Source organism: Thermoanaerobacter sp. RKWS2 (assembly GCF_026240795.1).
Classification (GTDB): domain Bacteria; phylum Bacillota; class Thermoanaerobacteria; order Thermoanaerobacterales; family Thermoanaerobacteraceae; genus Thermoanaerobacter; species Thermoanaerobacter ethanolicus.
In genome coordinates this window covers 946,520-966,499 of the sequence record NZ_CP110888.1, presented here as the reverse complement: position 1 = coordinate 966,499, position 19,980 = coordinate 946,520, and the positions used below count along the sequence as shown (strand labels likewise).

Here is a 19,980-nt window from a genome sequence, read left to right as displayed (position 1 = left end):
CTGATTACTTTATCCTTCTAATTTAGAAAATTTTTGATAATGGAGTGAACAAATATGTATGAGCTTCTGATAATACTTGCAGAAAGGTTTAGCATAATAGCTCTTCTAGCTTTTGTGCTTTCTAAGGCAGAATTTTTCAAAAAAATAATCTATAACAGTCGCGTTACAAAAAAAGACCTTCTTTTGACCATGGTCATCTTTGGGGTAATAGGTATTGCAGGAACTTACGTCGGTGTACCTATAAAAGACGCTATTGCAAACTCAAGAGTGGTAGGTCCAATGGTAGCAGGCTTAATAGGAGGCCCTTTAGTAGGTTTAGGTGCAGGTTTAATAGCAGGAGTTCACAGATTTTTCTTAGGTGGTTTTACAGCAATGTCTTGTGGCGTATCTACTATTTTAGAAGGATTTTCTGGTGGACTTATAAGAAAATATTATAAAGGGGAACATGTCCCTTGGGAATTGGCATTTGTAGCAGGATTTATAGGTGAAGCTGTACAAATGTTAATCATTTTAACAACTGCCAAGCCTTTTTCCCAAGCTTTAGAATTGGTAGATATTATAGGATTACCTATGATGATAGTCAATGCAACAGGTATAGCTATATTTATGATAATAATTAAATCGGTCTTCGATGAAAAAGAACAAATCTCTGCCATGCAAGCAAAAATCGCCCTTGAAATTGCATCCAAAACTCTGCCATACTTAAGAAAAGGATTAAATGAAGAATCGGCACAAAAAACAGCAGAAATAATATATAATTCCACAAATGTATCGGCTGTTACATTAACTGACAAAAAGAAAATTTTAGCCCACGTAGGTATCGCTTCAGACCACCATAAACCTGGTACACCAGTACTCACAAAAGCGACAAAAGAAGTTTTAAAAACTAGAAAAATCCGCATAGCCAAATCAAAAGAAGAAATCGGATGTTCCCATGAGGATTGTCCTTTATCCTCTGCTGTAATTGTGCCTCTTTTTAAGTACGATAAAGTGGTAGGAACATTAAAACTCTACAAAGGAGGAAATAAATCGAGAAATAATGTCATCTCAAATACAGAAATTGAGCTTGCAAAAGGGTTAGGACATTTAATATCTTATCAATTAGAAATTGCTGATGCAGAATATCAGAGAAAATTAGCTACTGAAGCAAAACTTAACGCTTTACAAGCTCAAATTAATCCTCACTTTTTGTTTAATGCTTTAAATACTGTCATATCTTTTATAAGAACAAAACCTGATGAAGCGCGAGCACTTTTAATAAATTTAAGTGAATATTTTAGACACAATTTAAAAAATGTAGGAAAGTATGTCACTATTGAGCAAGAGTTAAATAATATCAATGCTTACTTATATATAGAAAAAGCTCGTTTTGGAGATAAACTAAACATAGAACAAGACATTGATGAAAGTGTACTGTCCTATTACATGCCTTCTTTTACCCTTCAGCCAATAGTTGAAAATGCCGTAAAACACGGTATCCTCCCGAAAGGTGATGGTGGAACTATCAAAATAAAAATAAAAGACAAAGTAGACTACATTAGCTTTTGTGTAGAAGACGATGGAATAGGAATAAAACAAGAAGACCAACAAAATCTTTTGAGAAAAGGTTTTGGCAATGGAGCAGGAATTGGTCTTTATAATGTAAATGAAAGGCTTACTACTATATTTTGTAAAGAATGTTCTCTAGTAGTTAAAAGCGAAGAAAAGATTGGTACAAAAGTTTCTTTTAAAATACCCAAATCTTACTTAAAAAGGGATGATGTATATGAAGAAATTGAAAGCGTTAATTATTGACGACGAACCACCTGCAAGAGATGAACTCAAATATCTTCTTAGTGAGTATGAAGACATAGAAATTGTAGGAGAGGCTGACAACGGTCTTTCAGCGCTAAAATTGATAGAAGAGTTAAAGCCTGAAGTAGTATTTCTCGACATAAACATTCCAAAAATAAACGGTTCCGATGTAGCAAAACATATATCTTCTGTCGGGAAACTGCCTTATGTGGTTTTTGTAACCGCTTATGATATGCACGCAATAGAAGCTTTTGAAATAGGAGCCCTTGATTATCTTTTAAAACCAATAAGTCAGCATAGGCTATATAAGACATTAGAAAAAATAAGAACCTTTTATAAAGATATGGAATGGAAACGACAATATAATCCCTCCTTAGAATTCGAAAACAAAAAAATAGAAAAATTAGCTGTTGAAAAAAATGGAAGAATAAAACTTATCGATTTAGATGAAATAATTTTTGCAGAAGCCTATGAAGGAGATGTTATGGTAAAAACTAAAAGTGACAATTTTATATACAAAGGAACGATAAAAAGCCTTGAAGAAAAGCTTAAAGAAAATGCCTTTTTTAGGGTTCAAAAAAGTTACATTGTTAACTTAAATAAAATAATAGAAATATTGCCTTGGTTCAAAGGCACTTACTGGGTGGTAATGGATGACAACAAAAAAACCCAAATACCTGTAGGCAAATCTCAAATAAAAGAACTAAAACTTTTGCTGGGTCTTGACAGGGATAATTAACCCTGTCATTTCTTTTTATCTATATATATTTCTTTTCATAGTTTAATTTCTTCTTTTCATTTCAAATTTACTGAAATCGTTTAAAATCTGTGTTAAACTTATAATCGAAATTTATTACAGGAGGGGTTATATTCAATGAACGGTCTAGTTTTAGTTATCATAGCAGCAAGTGTATACGCTTTAGCATACCGGTTCTATGGCGCCTTCATCGCTGCCAAAGTTCTGGCATTTGATGAAAACAAGACAACACCTGCTTATAGACTGGAAAATGGCTATGACTACGTTCCAACTAACAAATGGGTCCTTTTTGGACATCATTTTGCTGCAATAGCCGGTGCAGGACCTCTTGTAGGACCGGTACTTGCTGCACAATTTGGCTATCTGCCAGGAGCTTTGTGGATTTTAATTGGCGCAGTACTAGCAGGAGCAGTTCACGACATGGTAATACTTTTCGCTTCTGTAAGGCATGATGGATCTTCTATAATAGACATTACCAGAAAAGAAGTAGGTAAAGTATCAGGAGTAGCAACTGCTATAGCCGTCCTTTTAATAATTATAATTACACTGGCAGGTCTTTCACTTGTTGTAGTAAATGCCTTATACAACAGCCCATGGGGAACATTTACAGTTGCTGCCACAATTCCTATAGCAATCTTTATGGGAATATACATGAAATGGATTAGACCTGACGATGTAAAAGGAGCAACAATAATAGGTGTGACTCTTTTGATATTGTCCGTTGTGGCAGGACCTTATATTGAACACACAGCTTTAGCTCGTTATTTAACATTTAGCCAAAAAGAAATGACTGTAATATTGGCTAGTTATGGTTTCATTGCGGCAGTATTACCCGTGTGGCTTTTGTTAGTGCCCAGGGATTATTTGAGCACTTATATGAAATTAGGTGTAATGCTTCTTCTTGCAATAGGAGTTATAATCGTAAATCCTGAAATAAGAATGCCTGCTGTAACACAATTTGTCGCAGGAGGAGGTCCTATAATCCCTGGAAAAGTATGGCCTTATGTGTTTATAACAATAGCCTGCGGAGCCATATCTGGTTTTCATTCTCTTGTGTCATCTGGAACAACGCCTAAAATGATAAAAAACGAAAAAGATATACTGCCTATAGCTTATGGAGCAATGTTAGCAGAAGGTTTTGTTGCAATGATGGCGTTAATAGCTGCAACAAGTTTAATCCCTGCTGATTACTTTGCTATAAATGTATCTCCTGAAGTCTTCCAAAAGTTGGGCATGAAAGTCGTAGACTTACCAGTTTTATCTCAGTTAGTCGGTGAAAATGTAGCAGGAAGGCCAGGTGGTGCAGTAACTCTTGGTGTAGGTATGACCTTTATCTTCTCCAAAATTCCTTTTTTAGAGCATCTCAGTGCATATCTCTATCATTTTGTAATACTATTTGAAGCATTATTCATTCTAACTACAATAGACGCAGGCACTCGTATAGGAAGATATTTGTTACAAGAAGCAGGTGAAGCAATATACAAACCTTTAGGAGATAGAAATTGGTGGCCAGGGATAATTTTTACAAGCTTTTTAATATCTTTCGCATGGGGTTACCTAGTATATACTGGAAATATTTCAACAATATGGCCTTTATTTGGAACTTCCAACCAATTACTTGCAGCAATAGCTTTAGCCTTAGGAACAACTGTCATCATTAAAAAAGGAAAACCTCAATACATGTGGATAACATTGATTCCCTTCATATTTATGGCTACAACTACATTATACGCTGCATACTTAAATATAGTCACCAATTACCTTCCAAAAGGTAACATGTTACTTGTGGTGCTTTCAATTACAATAATACTACTAGCAATCATCATTATAATAGATTCTGTAGTAAAATGGTATGGATGGCTCAAAAAAGGAAAACTCACAAAAGAGGCAATTAAAGCAAGTGTATTTAATTAAAGTAGATTTTGAAACGGGGTGTTTTATTTGAAAATCACTAAAGCTGCAAAAGAATATATACTCAAAAAAGGCGGCAATATATACATTAAATATCATGACATCCAAAATTGCTGTATAGAGCCTAACCTCACCCCAGAAATATTTATTGGTATTCCAAAAAATCAAGAAAAATACTATATTGTAGGAGTTGACAGAATTAACGTATACGTAGACAAAATAATATATGAAAGGGAATTAGAAAATCTAACAATTGAACTTAAAAGTATTTTAGGTATAAAATATCTTGCAATCAATGGATGGAAAGTAATTTAAAGCAGGGAAATTGCTTATTAAGGCATTTTCCCTGCTTTCTTATTTAACTCTTTTATAAATTCCTCTCTTTTATCCACAGAAAAAATAGCAGTATCTACCCATCTTTTGAAAAAGAATAAATAATATACTCGAACTTTCTTTTTTAATTCTATCTTAACAAGACTTCTTTTAGCAAAAGCCATATAACAAGTATTTTTCAAAATACGCATTCCCCCAAAAGGAATGTCTTTTTCGTTATACTCTGAAATCGCAGATATATCACTATATCTTATATGCATAAATCCTAAAATTCCAAATCTCAATATCAACCGGTCTTCATTTAACTCGTGAAAAGAATTAGCCAAAGATAGCAAAAATCCTGAAAATACCATCACTAAAAAAACATATAAAAACCACTCAAGCAAAGTATCAAATACATGAATCCTTTTTTCGTTTACATCAATAAAAGCATTAAAAAAGCTCACTAAAAGCACTGTATAAATCAATAATATCAAAAGATATAAGAGCACCCTTTCTTTTTTTGTGAAAGTTTTGTATTTCATGCAGCACCTCCTTCAATTTATAATATCGAATTTTACTATAGAATAGTTAAATTTGCAATAATAAGCTAACACTAATTTGCCAATAATAATACTAACAATTTGTGGAGGTGTAAATATGGAAAAAGGTGAACTATCTGTCAACGAATTAGTACTTATCGGCGTTGGAGGAATTTTGGGGGCAGGATTTTTCTTAGCCAGTGGCATTGCAATTCATACTGCCGGCCCTATTATTATACTTAATTACGTTGTATCAGCTTTTATCATGTCACAAGTTTTTTATGCACTGTCACAAATGATTACTTATAAACCGGTAGAAGGAACTTTTAGAGTATACGCAGAAGAAGCTTTGGGAGATATTGGAGGTTTTTTGAGCGGCTGGGTGTACTGGACAGCAGGAGTTTTCATCATGTCCAGTGAAGTAACTGCATCAGCTATATTTACAAAATATTGGTTTCCTAAAGTACCCTTATGGATTTTTTCTCTTATATATTCCGCTTTAGTTATAACTATCAATTTAACGGGAACGAAAAACTTTGGAGAAATTGAATCCTGGTTTTCTACTATAAAAATAGGGGCTTTATTTATTATAGTCATAGTAGGGATCCTTACACTAATGGGCTTTTTTGCAAAGACTCCTACTATGGGAATTAAAAATCTCTATGTTCATGGGGGATTTGCACCTCACGGTATAAAAGGATTTTTAGGTGCAATGCTCATGTCACTAATCCCCTTTGGCGGTGTAGAAGTTGTAGCAATGTCAGCAGTAAAAACGAAAAATCCTCAAAAATATACTCCAATAGCTCGTAAATATATAGTCTTATTTCTTACAATATTATACATTTCCTCAATAACCCTATTACTAATGATAATACCATGGGACACCATCTCCATTAACGAAAGCCCTTTTATAAAACTTTTGTCCTTTACCAAAATTCCCTTTATAGCTTCAATAATGAATTTTGTAATACTTACGGCAGCTTTAACTACAATGAATGGCGCAATGTATGCCGTAACACAAGTCCTCTACTCTTTGGGACAAAGCAGGTTTGCTCCTACTTTTCTAACAAAAAAAACAAAAAGAGATGTACCCATATATGCTCTTGCCTTAAGTAGTTTTGGGCTTTTCATAGCAGTTATTCTTTCTTACATACTACCAAAGGACGTCTACGAATATATAACAAGCGCTACAGGGTTTGTACAATTTTTCAACTGGATAATAATACTCTACACATTTATAAAATACAAACCTGTCATGGGAAATACATCATCTTCAAAAAAGAATGGTTTACAATAATGCTGATAGGGATAGTATTGTCTTCCTCATTGTTAATACCAAAACAATCAGTTGGATTTGTCGGAGGAATTATAATACTCCTAATAATCTTCTTTTTATATTATATAACTAAAAAACTTAATCTTTTTGACGTATGGTAAAAGTACTAATAATTTGTCATATCTTTTGAAACTTTGTCATTCCTGCTACGTCTACATATATGGAAACCAAAAATAATTAAAAATAAACCTCAAGAGTAAAATTAATTCCTCTAAATATTACAAATTTGTAACATAAAATTAATTAATTATTAATAACTGCTAACAGTTTAAAGAGTATAATTGAAGCAACGAGGAGATGATTATATGGCCCCAAGAAGACGGCGCAAAAAAAATAGAAGTATAATTTATACACTTATAATAGTGTTTTTACTGTCAGTCCTCATTGGTTCAGCAGCTTTTGCCTATAAATATATGTTTGAGGATAGATATGTACAAGTAAATTCTACCACAAAAATTTGGGACACACCATCTGACGAAGAAAAAAGTTCCTCCCCACTGCAACAACAACCTAATACTACCAAAAATCAGGAAAAAAATAATTCTAAACAAACTTCTTCAAACCAAAATTCTGTAAACCCTAATACTACAAAAGACACTAAAGTAAGTGATACTACAAATGTGTCACCTGAGGAAAATATTTCTCCTCAAATTGATAATTTAGATAAAGATTATGGCATAAGTACTTTCATATTCAAATTGCTCAATAAATCTGAGATAGAAAAACTCTTTGGACCTCCTATCCCTTTTAATAAAAGGGTTTTTGGTTACAACAAAAGTGCAGGTAAAGTAGTTGCTCTTACCTTTGATGACGGACCGATACCAGAATATACAGAGAAATATGTTGATATCTTAAAAAGCATGGAGGTAAAAGCTACATTTTTTGTCATTGGTAAAAATGCTCAAAAACATCCTGAACTTCTAAAATATATTTATGAAAATGGCAATGAAATTGGACTACATTCCTACAGCCACTTTAATATGTCGAAAATGAAACCAGAGCAAATGGTAGAGGAACTTTACAAAACGCAAAAAATCGTCGTTGAATCTACAGGAGTAAAACCTATACTTTTTAGACCTCCTTATGGAGCTTTTAACAAAACTCTTTTAGAAATATCAGATGCATTGGGACTTCACGTTGTTTTATGGAATGTAGACCCAGATGATTGGCGAAGCCCAGCAGTAGAAAATGTAGTCAATCGGGTGATAAGTCACACAAAAAACGGTTCAGTAATTCTCATGCATGAAGGAAAAACTAATACTTTAGCTGCACTTCCTCAGATAATAGAAAAACTAAAATCTGAAGGTTATAGTTTTGTAACTGTATCAGAGCTTTTAAATTATGAAAAAAATAATATAGCAAATAGCAACCACGATCAGCAAAAAGATTAGGGAGCACATGCTCCCTATGTTTTTTTAAATAAAATCCCTAAACCAATTATAATCAGCAAAACCGGCCAAATAATTTTAAAACTCAACCAAGGTAATAATCTATTTAATAAAAGCAATACTCCCAAAATCACTAAAACCCAACCTAAAACTTCATTTGCTTTGTTAGTTTTATCTTCTGTTTCTACTGCGTTATCTTGTTGCTCTCCGGTTTTAGGCTCTTCATCTATAATTTTTCCCTTTAATTGATAAGGATTTTCTGGTATTATTATCCACGCAATGATATATGGAATCAATCCAAAACCACTAAATATAGCCAAAAGGCAAATAAGCCTTACTAAAGTCACGTCAACATCAAAGTACTCCGCTATTCCCCCGCAAACTCCTCCTAACATTTTTTGTTCCCTAGACCTGTACAATTTTCTACCCATATTTTGACCTCCAATCTAATTTATTATATATACTATCTCTACAGCTTTGCAGATAAATTTTTTCTTTCCTTACTACTTTACCTGTCAAAAATTGATGATACTTAAAGGATCTAAATAAAAAAGTTTGCTTGTAAAAATTAAAATCAAAATTGCCAATAATATGACCCCTAAATTAATGCTACTATTTTCTTCTCCATAGAGTTTATTGCTAAATATCAACTCTAAACCTAGCAAAATAAAAAAGGCAGGCCATACCATTTTATAAACAAAATAAGGCACATATACATTAAAGTTCGGTAAAAGTAACAAAATCCCCACAAATATAAGAGAAAGTGCACTAGCTAAAATTCCCGTTCTTTTTTTCATTTTTACCGTTGCCTCCTTTATTTCACTCTATAAAACATTATACATATTATGAAAGTATAAAGTCAAAATAAAAAAATTTTTATAAAAAATAACTTTGGAGGTGTAATAATGGATAACAAATGGTATTTTGATATAGCTCCCGGTGCTATCGATGATTTGAAGGCCCATGCAAAGGATATAACAACCCTCATCCCTTTTTGGTATGGAGTAAAAGAAGATGGAACTCTCGCTGACATGTCTTCTACTGACGTCAAAAAAATTGCCTCCGACAACAATTTACCTATTTATGCCATAATCCACAACTATTCAGACCCTAAAAAGTCACAACTAATACACGATTTATTGTCGACTTCCTCTTTAAGAAACACTCTTATTGCAAGTATCAGAGATGTTGCAGTAATTAACAATTACCCTGGTATCAATATAGACTTTGAATTTGTACCGCCCGAAGACAGAGAAAATTTAAACATTTTTATAAGAGACTTATACACTTCTTTAAAAGCCATAGGAAAAATTGTCACAATTTCTGTCCCAGCAGAACTGGCTGACAATCCAAGGCATCCATTTTCTGGCGCTTTTCAATATTCCTTTATCGCACAATATGCCGACGAAGTATATATTTTAGCCTATGATGAACATTTTTCACAACCTGGCCCCATCGCTTCAATAGGCTTTGTAGCAAATGTGTTAAATTACGCTACAACAGTTATACCTCCTCAAAAGATATGGCTAGGAATGGCCGTTTATGGATATGACTGGACACAGGGAGTAAATTATCCCAGAACTCTCACATATCAACAAGCGATAACTCTAGCTAAAAATTTAGGAATAAATATACTGTATGACGAAACAGCTCAAGAATCCACTTACACTTACGTATTAGATGGCAAAGTTCATACAGTCTGGTTTGAAGATTCAAAAAGCTTTTCTGCAAAATTATCTTTAGTGGACAGCTACAAACTATCCGGTATAGCAGTATGGAGATTGGACCAAGAAGACCCTAATATATGGAATATTTTAAGAGGAAGATAACTTTTTTATCTTTATGGGAACTTTTTTATCTTTTTTACGTCTAATAAAATGAAAAAACTAAAGGAGGAGGTTTCTTTTATGAAAAAATTTATTTCCATCGCAATTGCCCTTGCCTTCCTGTTTACACTTATGATACCATCAAACATGGCACAGGCACAAGCTGATACAAAGATAAGTTTAAAACAGGCCATTGAAATAGCAAAACAAAAACTCGGCATAAGTGATAGCGGCTACGACTTTAACTCTAACTACTATGAATACGGCAATAAAAAGTCATGGAATCTCAATTGGAATTCTTCTTCAAAAGGCAACATAAGCGTCACAATAGATGCCGATACAGGTGAAATTACAAACTATTACAGTTGGAGCCCCATTGCACAAGAACAGCCGAGAATCCCAAAATACACGCAGGATGAAGCAAAAAAAGTGGCAATTGAATTCTTACAAAAAGTAGCTCCTGAAAAATTCAAAGAAACAAAAGAACAAATTAACAATAATAACTATGGTTACAATGAATACTATTCTAATGACTATAATTTCACCTTTGAAAGAGTAGTAAACGGTATACCTTTCCCGTATAACGCCTTATACGTCACAGTAAATAAAAATACTTTAAAAGTAACCTCTTACTCATTAAATTGGGAAGATTATTCCTTCCCTGACCCAAAAGCTGCAATATCTAAGGAAGAAGCAATAAAAATCTTTAAAGAAAAAATAGGTTTAAAACTTCAATACAACTTAGTCTACAACCAAGTATACGGCAATGAACCTCAAGCAATATTAGTCTATGGCATATACCAAAATGCGCCAATTGATGCTATTACAGGAGAAATAAAAACAAATGAATACTATTATGTGCCAATGTATGATGGCGGAGGTGGAGGCAGCGAAGTAGGAAGAGAATCTAGACAAAAACTCTCTCCAGAAGAGCAAAAAGCAGTCGAAGCATCAGAAAAATACATATCAAAAGACAAAGCTATTGAAGTAGTTAAAAACAGCCTTCCTTTTTCAATAAGCGATTACAAGTTAAGCAGCGTAAACTTATATAGCGGCTATGATTATCCTCCTGCAAAATCAAATCCTATATGGTATCTTAATTGGGCTTTAACTAAAGACAATAAATACTACTATGTAAGCGCTTCTGTTGATGCAGTTACAGGTGAACTAACTTCCTTTTCCAGAGGAGGTCCCGACATAGATAATGTGCAAGGAAAAGAACTTTCCTACACCAAAGAACAGATGAGAAAAATTGCTGAAGACTACCTTAAAAAAATAGTACCTGAAAAGTTCAGCAAAACAGCATATCAAGAAACAAATATTCCCGAAAGCTCCAAAATGATTGAAATGCCAGCATATCCCTTCAGATATGTAGAAGTAGCAAATGGAATTTTGTGTCCCTTCAACAATATAAACGTCAATGTAAGTCCCTATACAGGGGAAATAGTCTCATATTCCATACATTGGACTTCTGTAAAATTGCCTTCTCCGGAAAATATAATAAGCCTTGAGGAAGCCTACAAGATAATGTTTGACAACTCTGAATTTACATTAACGTACATTCCAGACTATGACTATAAATCTCCAGATAAACCACCAACAATACGACTTGCGTATCAATCAAACTTCTACAACTATATAAATGCGAAAACTGGCCAAATTGTAGATTACAGTGGAAAACTTGTAGTTAAAAAATCAGAGGTTGTTTTTACAGACATAGAAGGCAACTGGGCAGAAAAGGATATAAAACTCTTAGTGCAATACGGAATAATTGATGTAAAAGAAGACAAATTCTATCCAGATAAAGACATACTCCAAAAAGATTTTGTAAAAATGCTCATTAGAGCAATACAACCTCCTTATTATGACCCGATGCCAAAATCCTCAGATGATTATGACACTTACTATGCCATAGCAATAAATAAAAACATCATAACAGAAAAAGAGAAAAGCCCTGATTCTATGGTCACAAGACAACAAGCAGCAAAGATGCTTGTAAAAAGTTTAGGTGTGGGTTATATAGCTGATATTCCAGATATATTTACAATAAACTTTAAAGACAAAGATAAAATACCTCAAGACATGATAGGATATATAGCTATAATATCAGGTCTTAAAATAATGAATGGTTCAGATGGATACTTTGAACCACAACAGCCTTTAACAAGAGCCCAGGCTGCTGCTGTAATAGTAAGATACCTTCAATTGAATAAATAACTTAAGGCACGGTCTTCCGTGCCCTTTTATAATTTTTTATATCTTGCCCTTTCTCCTCCTACCATCTTAGGCCTAGTCCTTGCAGCAACAATTGTAGCTTCCCCTATTTTATTTCGGCTTAATCTCACAGGAACAACCACAGGCCTTAAGTGCATTCCAATCAGTACAAGCCCTATATCAAGCCCTGCATGTCCCAACCCTTTCAAATTTTCCACCATTACAGGATTCTTAAACTGCTGATAAGCATAAGTCTGTATTGACCCTCCTGCATGTTCATGAGGAATGACATTTACCACTTCAAGCCCGTACTTCTCTTGTGCTTCTTCCTCCACCAAAAGCGCCCTGTTTATGTGCTCACAACCCTGTACTGCAAGGTATAACCCTCGCTTATGTAGAGCCTCTAAAATTGGGTCCACCACTGCTTTTGCCACATCAAGACTTCCTGTAGTTCCCACTTTCTTGCCCAATATTTCACTTGTACTTCCACCCAAGACAAAAAGACTCCCCGGCTTTAAATTCGTTATGTCAAGTAACTCCTCTATGACCTCCTCTGCCTGCTTTGAAATCTCTTTTAAATCCATTTCTATCCCTCCTGAACTACCCTTTACCACCATTATACCATATTCAAAATGAATCCTTTCACTGTCCTTAATAAAAAACACTAAATCTTGTGTTAAAATGCCCCATTGGCATATGTTTTTTATTCACTTTCTAACTTTTCGAATCCTTTGGTAAATAAATCATTCCCGTATTTTCTTCTTCTCTTCTCTGCTACTGAGTAACAATAATCATCATCTCTTGGAGAAACCGCTACTACATTCATGAGTTTTTTATCTCTAACGAGTGTATACACTACTCTTATTCCTATATCCTTGTACTTGATCTTAAAAAAGCCTGTCAAATTATTTCCTTGTTTATTACCCAAAGGTTTTCCATAACCACCTTCACTTTGAGGGAGAGGATTAGACCTTACTTTTTCAATGCCCGCGTATACAATAGTTCTAATACTTTTATCCAGCTTATCCAAATCTTTTTTTGCTTCTGGTATAAATGCCACTTCCCACATATTATTCAATCTCCACCATATCGATGTACTTTTTTAATTCTTCTTTTGTCAATCCATCTACTTTAAGAATCTCCTCAAAAGGTATAGTTTCTCCTTCTTTTAAATTTTTTGTCCTTTCGATTGCAAGCTGTAAAAGTTCAAGGTCTTCCTGTGCTTCTATAAGTTCATCATATTCTTCGATAGGTATAATTACTGCTTGAGGTTTGTTATTTTTAACAACTATATAATGTTCCTTTTTTTAGCAACCTTCTCTATAATTTTTGATGCTTTTCCTCTCCCTAAATCACTCACGGAAATCATATACGAAGCCAAATCTTTAAGATTTAAAAACTTTCTTTTGCTCATAACTGCATCACCCACTTTTATCAATGTACATCCTTCCTTCCTATTTTATTCTTTGCTCAATTAAATTATACCAGTAGTATAACAAATTTTCAATTAAAAATTAATGAAAATTTTAATGAATTACTAACTTCATTTATCATCTGAAAAATTATGGCCCTGTATAGGGTAATTACTCTCTACAGGACCTTTATATCAAAACTTTGTAAGACATGGGGACGGTTCCTCTGTCTGTGCGTGTCAAAAGTTAGTCGATAGCTTACAATGGCATTTTGCACAGACCCTCTGTGTAAATTTTTATATGCACTAATTATATATCTTTTCATATGCTAAAATTAGATATGCAAGAGGAGGAATAATATGGATAAGTTTGTAGCAAAAAAATATAATTTAGTTTTAAGAGGAATATCTCAAAGGACTCTTGAAGAACACTACAAGTTATACAATGGATATGTAGAAAAGACAAACGAAATACGTGAAAAATTAAAAACAGTCGATCGTTCAAAAGCAAATGCCAGTTATAGTGAATACAGAGAACTTAAATTAGAAGAGACTTACAATTTAGATGGAGTAAAACTTCACGAGTTATATTTTGAAAACTTAGGAGGACCAGGTGGCATCCCAGATGGCATAATAGCTTCAATGATTACACTTGACTTTGGCTCTTTTGAAAACTGGAGACAGGACTTCATAGCCTGTGGAATGGCTTCCCGCGGTTGGACTGTCCTTTGTTTTGACCCTATAGATTTAAAACTTCACAATTACCTTCAAGACCTTCACAATCAAGGAATAGTATTAAGGATAATTCCTCTTTTAGTTCTTGACACTTATGAACATGCCTATTTTATAGACTACGGAACTGATAAAAGAAGCTATATAGAGGCCTTTATGAACAATATAAAATGGGAGGAAGTAAATAAAAGGGTGACCTCTTGGATAGAAATGCATTCTTTTTAAATAAAACTTATATAGAGGGAGGTTTATGTCTGAGGCAAAAACCGCCCTCTATTCATTTCGGAAATTATTAACTCATTCAAAAGTGTTAATATCCCTTTTTTTAATTTTTTTCGCCTTTAAAAGAGAAATAACGGCTATCAGACATAAAAAACTTAGCGACATTATCAGATATGTATAATATATGCCTGTTCTATCCGTCAAATATCCCAGTAGAGGAGCAGCAACAGCCACAAATAAACCCATCAATAAATTGTAAAAAGATAATAACTGCCATCAATTTGTTGAAACTTATCTGCAATATTATTTTCCTTTAAAAAGTCATACAAAATTATACACCGACGGTGATACTATTTCCTCTGCCGGAATTGTAAAAAGCTCACTTTTATCTATTTCAGGGTGCCTTTCAATAAAACTTTCTATAAGGCGCATTCCAATATAATATCCTGTGCGTGGAGGAATACTCTCATCATATCCACTAAAATATCTAAAATACTCTTCTTTACCTGGAGGTTTATCCCAAATATTTCTTAACCTACTCAAAAGTTCTTTTTCATTATTCACACACCAGTGGTAAACATCCTCTGTATATCCTAATACTTTATGCAAAGGCTCTTCAGGAAAAACCCATCTTGTAGTCATAACTGCCAAGCCTTCATCAATTAAAAATTCAAAAAGCGGAAGTTCCTCCACTGCTTTATCTAATTTCAGACCATTTTGGTAAAGCCATTTTGCCAAAGGATGTGAAGGATTTTTATAGTGAAGTGCATGGCCTATTTCATGAGAAAGCCATAAAGGTATATCTTCATAAGGCATAGGTATACCAAAAAAAGTCGTCCCATGAGCCTCTACTGCTAAACCTACAGCAGGTCGACCTTCAAGAAAATATTGAAAAGCATTGCTACTGTAAAGTCCTATAAGCACATACACATCTATATCTTCAGCTTCTGGAAAAACTTCTTTAATTTTATCTATCCCCTTAGATACATTAAAGCGTATTTTTTCTTCATTAAACTTAGAAAACAAATCTTCCCTATTTTTACTTTCTTCAAACCAATGCTTTTTATACTCTTCAATGCATCTTTCCCATGGCACCTCTTTTGTGAAAAAGAAATTATTGCAATATTCCTTTATAACTAATCGATTCTTTTCAAGATAATTATTTAAAAATGCCTCCCAATTTAACTCTTTAAGTGCATTTATACCATCAAGATAAATATAATGTATCATTTTTTGTAACCCCCTCTTATATGCAATTTCCTATAAAAAATTCATTCTTCAATTTTTTCTATAAAATCAGTCACAATATCAATATATTTGTCAACTAACTCTATAAGATTTTTATAATTGTCAAAAATTATCTTGTGGTTTACATCTTCATATTGGTGAACAATTCTATTTCTCATGCCAGTAAAAGAAGCTAGCTCTCCTGCAACTTCTTTAGGCAAAATCTGATTATCACCAAGCATTATGAAGGATTCATAATAACTTTTAGGAGGTTTAAAGCCTTTATATTCTGCAATTAAGGAGTTTATATCCATACAAGTTTCTATTATGAGCTGTATAAGCCTTTCTCCAGTGTAATAGATAAAATAATTGCTTATATATTCCTCATAAGTATATTCCGTTATTGGTAAAAGTTGTTTCACATAATTAGAAAGACTTATTAATTTGCGGCGGATGACATCTTTGTAATTCATTTTTTATCCCCTTTTTTAAATAATTTTCTTCTAACTTTTTTAATTTCCTCATATCATCATAGCTTTTTACAGAATATAAATAAAAATCCAAATAAGCTCCAGAATAAGCCTCATATAAAACCTTGCAATTGTTTATGATTTCAAAGCGCAAAAGAGGATCTGCATAATTTAAAATAACAACATCAATGTCATCTCTTTTAAAAATTTCTATAAGCTCTTTTAATATTGAATTATACAAATTCATATCTATCTTTTTAGTAAATTTTATTCCAATATCTAAGTCACTCAATTCATTTGCCTTTCCTCTTGCATAAGAACCAAATATCAAGATTAAAGATACATCGTATTCTTTCACAAACTCACTTAATTTTTCTTTGTCATAAAAGACACCATCTATTTCATAAAACATAAACTTTACCCTCACATAACAAACTCATCTTTACTTGTAATTTAAACTCCATTTATCAATAAACAAAAGCCTTAATATCTCAAGTCCCGTACCTTCTAAATTGCTCTTTGCCCCGCTTCCAAAAAGTATACTCAAAGGGTTTGGAGTTGTGTAATATTTTAACACAGGTTTGCCCTGTATGCCAGCCTCTTTGGCTGCAATGTCAACCGCATCGTAAAAATCCCCTAATTTATCTACAAGACCAACTTTAAGTGCCTGCCTTCCTGTGAATATCCTGCCATCTGCTAATTCTTTTACGTTGTCTATAGGCATCTTTCTCCCTTCAGATACAATCTCTACAAACTGCTCATAAGTATCATCTATGACTCCTTGTAATATTTCCTTTTCTTCCGGAGTTAAATCTCTGGTAGGAGAACCCATATCTTTATAAGGACCGCTCTTTATTGTTATCTCTTTTAATCCCAACTTATCGTAAAGCCCTTCATAATTTGTATACTGCATTATAACTCCAATACTTCCTGTTATTGTGGCAGGATTTGCCACTATTATGTCTCCGCCACAAGCTGCCATGTATCCTCCTGACGCAGCCGCATCCCCCATTGAAATTATCACTTTTTTCCCTGTTTCTTTTAACCTTTTAAGCTCTGTGTATATTTCTACAGATTTTGCTGCAGAACCTCCTGGACTATTTACCTTGACAACAACTGCCTTTACAGTACTATCCTCTTGAGCTTTTCTTATCTGCTCGACTGGATCCCCTGTGACTTGTGGAATCCCCAATATGTTTGTCTCCCCTATAACTCCTTCAATTGTTATAACACCTATTGTGTTTGAAACCGATGGCACACTTTTATTCTCTTGGGGCATTGTAAGAAAAATGGAAGCAATAACAGTACTAATTATCAAGACTATAAAAATTAATCCTATTAACGCTTTTTTACTCATTTTTTTCCTCCTTCATTCTCCTTTGTACAGCTTTTTTACAGCACTTTTTGCCAATAAATAAACACCTAAGTTTAATAAAATGAGCAAAATCCCTATTATTAAAGTTATTATTATTTCAGAAACATATAATTTCTTTAGTAACAACACAATTCCAACAATGCACCCTATCAAAATAGTAGTCAGTATAAGACTCAAAAGCACATTTAAATTCCCCTTCATAGCCTTTTGAGGATTCTCCCATTCAAAGGAAGGCTTCATGGCGTCTATCAAAAGGCTTAGTATATTTACTGCGGAAATGCCTATAAGCATTAAAACAATCAGTATTACCATACTTAAAAGGTGTATTTTAAAAAGATACCAGCCCATTACATATGTAGGAAGTACAATCACTATTGTAATAATTATACCAAAAATCCATTTTGCTTTTAACTGTATTGCAGGGTCTGCAGGCATCAATTTTGATATGTAAAACATTTTTCCTTCCCTAGAGAAGGAAGTAGAGGAAAGGCTGTTACTTCCTGCTACAAAAAGAGAAAAGAAAAGCCCTATCATCGAAACCCAAAACCAGCCGTCAGGAGCTGAGGTGTATTTTATAGCCATTTCAAGCCCAATTTGTGGATTCCCCACAAAAGAAACAAGAAACACAAAGGGAATTATTATAGCCACAGGCAACACATTCATAGCATATACAGGAACTCTTATAAAAAGCTTCCATTCCCTTAACAGTAATGCCTTCAATAGGCTGGATCTCACTATTTCTTTTTTCAATGAAACTTCTTTTCTTTTTGCTTCAACCTCTTGCCCTGAAATTACAGCTTTTAAGTACATTTTTTGAGCAGAAACAGCCAAAACGGCTGTAAATATTATTGATACAGCGATAAACATCAAAAGATTTAAAACCCCTGACAAAGTATTATAATCCGTCATAGAAACTGCTCCCCATAAAGCAGGAGGGAAACTTCTAGATATCATCTTTGCAAGGTTAGCATTTTGCAAAATAAAATTTTCTATTGCCTGTTGTTCTCCATTTTGAGGAATCCGATTGATAAAAAATTGTATTGTAAAGAAGAAAATTAGCGCTAATATACTCACTATAACTGTATACAAGTCCTTTTTCCTTTTCAAATTTACAAATCTCATAATTAAAACAGAAGCAATTGCCGCAATAGAAAGAGGTATAATAGGTGTAAATATAAATACAATAAATGAAACGAGATAGTATAAAATTCCTGCCTGCGTGCCAATGCCATATATAAAGATTGCTGGTAGCATTAAAAATGCCAATGTAACATATTCATTCAATAAAATTATGCTATATTTTGACAAAACTATTTTATAAGGCTGTATAGGAAGAGGAAGCAAAATATTTATATCATCAGAAAAATAAAACACAGAAATAGTCCAAAAAAAGCCGAATACCAATGTCAAGAGCTGAGCTAAAAGAAGGACTGTCACAGGCATAAGCTGAGGCTGGTTAATTAACATGCTTGCTGCATACATGCTGTTTAAATACATTATGTACATAAAAAGCAATGTTCCACCGCCAACAGCTATTCCAAATGTAGCAAGCACTATTTCCCATAAATCTTTCTTTCTTACAAAATATTTGTATTTCATTGCGGAAATGCCATAATAAACTTTCATTTGTGTTCTTAAAAGCGATAAAAACTCCCTCATTTTTCTGTCAACTCCAAGAATATTTTTTCTAAAGATTCCCATTCATGTTGGCTCTTTATCTCTTCCATAGTACCATAAGATATTATTTTGCCTTTGTTTATTATTGCTATTTTATCACAGAGCTTCTCAGCAACTTCCAATATATGAGTTGAGAAAAATACAGTAAAACCTGCTTTTGTATGCTTTGACATCAACTCTTTGAGTAAAAATGCTGATTTCGGGTCTAATCCTACCATTGGTTCATCCAAAATCCAAACAGAAGGATTGTGAATAAGTGCGGCTGTAAGGAGAATTTTTTGCTTCATTCCGTGGGAATAGGTCTGTATTAGGTCTCCAATAGCATTCTTTAGCTCAAAAGCTTCAACAAAATATTCAATCCTTTCTTTCCTTTCTTTTTCAGATACCCCGTATACGTCTGCAATAAAATTGAGATATTCTATGCCTGTCAGTTTGTCATAAATATCAGGGCTATCTGGAACATATCCTATGCGCTTTTTGACCTCTATAGGATTTTTGTCGATATCAATTCCGTCTACTTTAATTTCTCCTGTATCATGGGACAAAAGGCCTACTATCATTTTTATCGTGGTAGTTTTGCCCGCCCCATTAGGACCTAAAAATCCAAATATTTCACCAGGATTTACAACAAGGTCAATGTTGTCAACAGCTTTTATTTTACCTTTGTTATAAGATTTTGAAACACCTTTTAATTCTATCAAGTTTTACACCTCCATTTTCTCACTTTTTTATTATAACATAAAATTGTTTAAAATTTGCCAATAAAATTAATAAAAAGATAGTGTT

The 19,980-nt window shown here is 33.5% G+C and carries 19 protein-coding genes and 2 pseudogenes; 9 read left to right on the top strand and 12 right to left on the bottom strand.

The window, feature by feature from the left end; genetic code table 11:
• Positions 1-54: 54 nt before the first annotated feature.
• From OEI98_RS04810 to OEI98_RS04795, 4 genes are all read left to right on the top strand, one after another.
• Positions 55-1,794, top strand: coding sequence for a sensor histidine kinase (locus tag OEI98_RS04810; RefSeq protein WP_004401691.1), 1,740 nt, complete (start codon positions 55-57; stop codon positions 1,792-1,794).
• A complete protein-coding gene (locus OEI98_RS04805) occupies positions 1,766-2,533 on the top strand; it encodes a LytR/AlgR family response regulator transcription factor (protein ID WP_004401692.1) in 768 nt (255 codons plus the stop codon). Before OEI98_RS04810 ends, OEI98_RS04805 begins: the two co-directional genes overlap by 29 nt.
• A 135-nt stretch (positions 2,534-2,668) precedes the next feature.
• The gene (locus OEI98_RS04800; RefSeq protein WP_074592272.1) at positions 2,669-4,465 is read left to right on the top strand and encodes a carbon starvation protein A; all 1,797 of its coding nucleotides are present in this window, start codon (positions 2,669-2,671) and stop codon (positions 4,463-4,465) included.
• Positions 4,466-4,483: 18 nt separating this feature from the next.
• Positions 4,484-4,777 (top strand): CC/Se motif family (seleno)protein, encoded by a 294-nt coding sequence (locus OEI98_RS04795; protein WP_004401694.1) that lies wholly within the window; start codon positions 4,484-4,486, stop codon positions 4,775-4,777.
• 17 nt (positions 4,778-4,794) lie between these two features.
• Here OEI98_RS04795 and OEI98_RS04790 read toward each other — a convergent pair whose 3' ends face one another.
• On the bottom strand, positions 4,795-5,319 hold the full coding sequence (locus OEI98_RS04790; protein ID WP_004401696.1) for a hypothetical protein: 525 nt from the start codon (positions 5,317-5,319) through the stop codon (positions 4,795-4,797).
• A 115-nt stretch (positions 5,320-5,434) separates the two neighbouring features.
• Between OEI98_RS04790 and OEI98_RS04785 the strand changes: the two are divergent.
• Both OEI98_RS04785 and OEI98_RS04780 read left to right on the top strand, forming a co-directional pair.
• A pseudogene (locus OEI98_RS04785) lies at positions 5,435-6,753 on the top strand (amino acid permease).
• Positions 6,754-6,957: 204 nt separating this feature from the next.
• The gene (locus tag OEI98_RS04780) at positions 6,958-8,043 is read left to right on the top strand and encodes a polysaccharide deacetylase family protein (protein WP_004401699.1); all 1,086 of its coding nucleotides are present in this window, start codon (positions 6,958-6,960) and stop codon (positions 8,041-8,043) included.
• 14 nt (positions 8,044-8,057) lie between these two features.
• On the opposite strand, the gene OEI98_RS04775 is transcribed toward OEI98_RS04780, so the two are convergent.
• Together OEI98_RS04775 and OEI98_RS04770 are read right to left on the bottom strand one after the other, a co-directional pair.
• Positions 8,058-8,471, bottom strand: coding sequence for a PspC domain-containing protein (locus OEI98_RS04775; protein WP_004401700.1), 414 nt, complete (start codon positions 8,469-8,471; stop codon positions 8,058-8,060).
• 84 nt (positions 8,472-8,555) lie between these two features.
• Positions 8,556-8,837, bottom strand: coding sequence for a LiaF transmembrane domain-containing protein (locus OEI98_RS04770; RefSeq protein ID WP_003871713.1), 282 nt, complete (start codon positions 8,835-8,837; stop codon positions 8,556-8,558).
• Positions 8,838-8,945: 108 nt separating this feature from the next.
• Between OEI98_RS04770 and OEI98_RS04765 the strand changes: the two genes are divergently transcribed.
• Together OEI98_RS04765 and OEI98_RS04760 are read left to right on the top strand one after the other, a co-directional pair.
• Positions 8,946-9,869, top strand: a complete 924-nt coding sequence (locus tag OEI98_RS04765) for a glycosyl hydrolase family 18 protein (protein WP_039931450.1) — start codon at positions 8,946-8,948, stop codon at positions 9,867-9,869.
• A gap of 78 nt (positions 9,870-9,947) precedes the next feature.
• Entirely contained in the window at positions 9,948-12,083 is a 2,136-nt protein-coding gene (locus tag OEI98_RS04760) for an S-layer homology domain-containing protein (RefSeq protein ID WP_004401703.1), read from the top strand.
• Positions 12,084-12,109: 26 nt separating this feature from the next.
• On the opposite strand, the gene OEI98_RS04755 is transcribed toward OEI98_RS04760, so the two are convergent.
• The 3 genes and pseudogenes from OEI98_RS04755 to OEI98_RS15275 all read right to left on the bottom strand — a co-directional run bounded on the left by OEI98_RS04755 (position 12,110) and on the right by OEI98_RS15275 (position 13,518).
• Positions 12,110-12,664 (bottom strand): TIGR01440 family protein, encoded by a 555-nt coding sequence (locus tag OEI98_RS04755; protein WP_004397043.1) that lies wholly within the window; start codon positions 12,662-12,664, stop codon positions 12,110-12,112.
• A 119-nt stretch (positions 12,665-12,783) separates the two neighbouring features.
• Positions 12,784-13,149 (bottom strand): type II toxin-antitoxin system RelE family toxin, encoded by a 366-nt coding sequence (locus OEI98_RS04750; RefSeq protein WP_004397044.1) that lies wholly within the window; start codon positions 13,147-13,149, stop codon positions 12,784-12,786.
• A 1-nt stretch (position 13,150) separates the two neighbouring features.
• Positions 13,151-13,518 (bottom strand): annotated as a pseudogene (locus OEI98_RS15275) (type II toxin-antitoxin system Phd/YefM family antitoxin).
• A 333-nt stretch (positions 13,519-13,851) separates the two neighbouring features.
• Here OEI98_RS15275 and OEI98_RS04735 point away from each other — a divergent pair.
• Positions 13,852-14,448, top strand: a complete 597-nt coding sequence (locus OEI98_RS04735) for a superoxide dismutase (protein WP_004397046.1) — start codon at positions 13,852-13,854, stop codon at positions 14,446-14,448.
• Positions 14,449-14,766: 318 nt separating this feature from the next.
• Here the strand turns inward: OEI98_RS04735 and OEI98_RS04730 are convergent, their stop codons facing one another.
• The 6 genes from OEI98_RS04730 to OEI98_RS04705 are packed head-to-tail and all read right to left on the bottom strand — an operon-like array spanning position 14,767 to position 19,895.
• Positions 14,767-15,675 (bottom strand): DUF2268 domain-containing putative Zn-dependent protease, encoded by a 909-nt coding sequence (locus tag OEI98_RS04730; RefSeq protein WP_004397047.1) that lies wholly within the window; start codon positions 15,673-15,675, stop codon positions 14,767-14,769.
• Between the two features lie 41 nt (positions 15,676-15,716).
• Positions 15,717-16,145, bottom strand: coding sequence for a type VII toxin-antitoxin system HepT family RNase toxin (hepT, locus tag OEI98_RS04725; protein WP_004397048.1), 429 nt, complete (start codon positions 16,143-16,145; stop codon positions 15,717-15,719).
• A complete protein-coding gene (gene mntA / locus OEI98_RS04720; protein ID WP_003870288.1) occupies positions 16,099-16,554 on the bottom strand; it encodes a type VII toxin-antitoxin system MntA family adenylyltransferase antitoxin in 456 nt (151 codons plus the stop codon). Before mntA ends, hepT begins: the two co-directional genes overlap by 47 nt.
• 30 nt (positions 16,555-16,584) lie before the next feature.
• Positions 16,585-17,499, bottom strand: a complete 915-nt coding sequence (gene sppA / locus OEI98_RS04715; RefSeq protein WP_266039906.1) for a signal peptide peptidase SppA — start codon at positions 17,497-17,499, stop codon at positions 16,585-16,587.
• Between the two features lie 12 nt (positions 17,500-17,511).
• Positions 17,512-19,176, bottom strand: coding sequence for a putative ABC transporter permease subunit (locus tag OEI98_RS04710; RefSeq protein WP_228378929.1), 1,665 nt, complete (start codon positions 19,174-19,176; stop codon positions 17,512-17,514).
• Entirely contained in the window at positions 19,173-19,895 is a 723-nt protein-coding gene (locus tag OEI98_RS04705; protein WP_004397057.1) for an ABC transporter ATP-binding protein, read from the bottom strand. Before OEI98_RS04705 ends, OEI98_RS04710 begins: the two co-directional genes overlap by 4 nt.
• Positions 19,896-19,980: the final 85 nt, after the last annotated feature.